Source organism: Catenibacterium sp. AM22-6LB, assembly GCF_003435615.1.
GTDB lineage: Bacteria > Bacillota_I > Bacilli_A > Erysipelotrichales > Coprobacillaceae > Catenibacterium > Catenibacterium mitsuoka_A.
In genome coordinates, this window is record NZ_QTUM01000106.1 from 1 (window position 1) to 1,885 (window position 1,885).

At 32.3% G+C, this 1,885-nt stretch carries 1 protein-coding gene; it reads left to right on the top strand.

All coding sequences use genetic code 11. The features are described 5' to 3' along the window. Positions 1-298: 298 nt before the first annotated feature. The gene (locus tag DW269_RS12375; RefSeq protein ID WP_117460314.1) at positions 299-1,699 is read left to right on the top strand and encodes an IS110 family transposase; all 1,401 of its coding nucleotides are present in this window, start codon (positions 299-301) and stop codon (positions 1,697-1,699) included. Positions 1,700-1,885: the final 186 nt, after the last annotated feature.

Here is a 1,885-nt window from a genome sequence, read left to right on the forward strand (position 1 = left end):
CCTCGTATAATATGTACGTAATCAGTTAATGAATTCTATCGATTCATTATTGATTGTACATTCTAATTTTAAGATAATAGTTTTGTTTTGAATGAAGGTTTTATTCTTCTCCCCTGTGGCTACTTCATGTACGTCCACTTCAAAAAGACTTAATCCTTTAGACTTGACATCACTTTATACCCGAATTAGTTTGTTGCAGCAGTGTTTCTACACTTGTCTCCGTATTTGCGAGGTTGCGTTTGTCTTGCTTTAGAGGTGCAATTCAAAACCGATTACATAGAAAGAAGGTCATTATTTTATGGAAAACAATTATATTCTTTATGTTGGCATGGACGTCTCTAAAGGTAAAGCAGATGCTGCTATCCTCAAGGTCAGTGATCGTAGATCTGTTAAACCTAAATTCTTGCGTAAAAAATTATCTTTTAAGTTTGTTAAATCAGAAGTTTCTTCTTTTTTAGAAACTGTTAGAAGCTATTCTGATGTTAACTGTACCAGTATCTGTTTTGCTTTAGAAGTTACTGGTATCTATTCTACTAATGTCTATGACTACATCAAAGCGAATCTTTATGAAAACGAAAGCATCAAATTTCTTAATACCGATTTTGTCAATCAATGGCGCATTGCTCATAATATCGCTAAATCAGATCCTTTGGATGCTCAGACTATTTCTACTATCATTGGCACTGATTCAGATGTTCAATATGTCAATGACAACGTTTTTGAAAATAAAAACGGATATCAAGATTTGAAAGCTTTAGTACACAGACATTATCAGATCAAAAAAATCTATTTTCAAGAAATCAACCGTCTCATTGCCCAATGCGATTGTTTGTTTCCTGAACTTCAATATGTTTTCGAACCTAAATCAGCTGCTTTTATCGCTGTCTTATCTTCATATCCTACGACACATGATATCATAAATGCTTCTAGAGTTGAAGTGTTTGATGTCGTTTATGAAGCAACCAAGCATCGTTGTTCAATGGATAAAGTAGATAAGCTCTTTGAACTATGTCAGGATACTTTAGTTCCTGATGATATTTCTTCCTATGGAAAAAGTATCATTCTAGACCTTGTTGAAAACATTAAAAATATAAAAGGTCAGCTCAAATCAATTGAAAGATATATTAAAGATATTGCTTCTTTAAATCCAGCTTATAAACTGCTTCTTACAATTACAGGATGCGGTCCTATAACTGCTGCAACTGTTATTGCTGAAACTGGTAATATAAGAAGATTTAAAAACGCAGACTGTTTTGTTTCTTATTCAGGAACAAGCCCAAGAAACAAACGCTCTGGGACATCTGTAGAAACTATGGGCAAGATCTCTAAAAAAGGTTCTAGATATCTTAGACATGCAATTTATATGATTGCTGAGTTTGCCAGACGTCATAATCCTGTTCTCAAACATCAGTTTGAAAGAATAAAGAATGGAAACAAGAAAAGACATAAGCTGGCTAACATTGCAATCGCAAACAAGATTGCACGATATATCTATTCAATTATGAAAAATAAAAGCAGTTTTGTAATCTTACATGATCATATCATGAGATTACCAGAAGAAACCCGAGATACGTTCTTCAATTCAATATCATTAGACTTTCCTAAAAATACTAGAAAACAGATTTATCAGTATTCTGATATTAATGGTGAACTACATAGATTTGTCTACATCAAAACAGATGAAATGATACCTGCTTAACAGTAAGTAAAAGTTTAATGTAAGAGCTTTCAACTGTTTTGCGTTGGAAAGTTCTTTTAAGTGTACTCTTTTTTAGAAAAGAAAGAGGATTTTTATAGAGGATTCACCTCTAAACCAAGACAAATGCCTATAAAATCAATAAATTCTAGAAAATTTAACTATTTATTGACATTTAATAGTTTGTCT

Excerpts from the sequence above, each read along its gene's own strand:
- DW269_RS12375 (WP_117460314.1), top strand. The coding sequence starts at position 299 with ATGGAAAACAATTATATTCTTTATGTTGGCATGGACGTCTCTAAAGGT.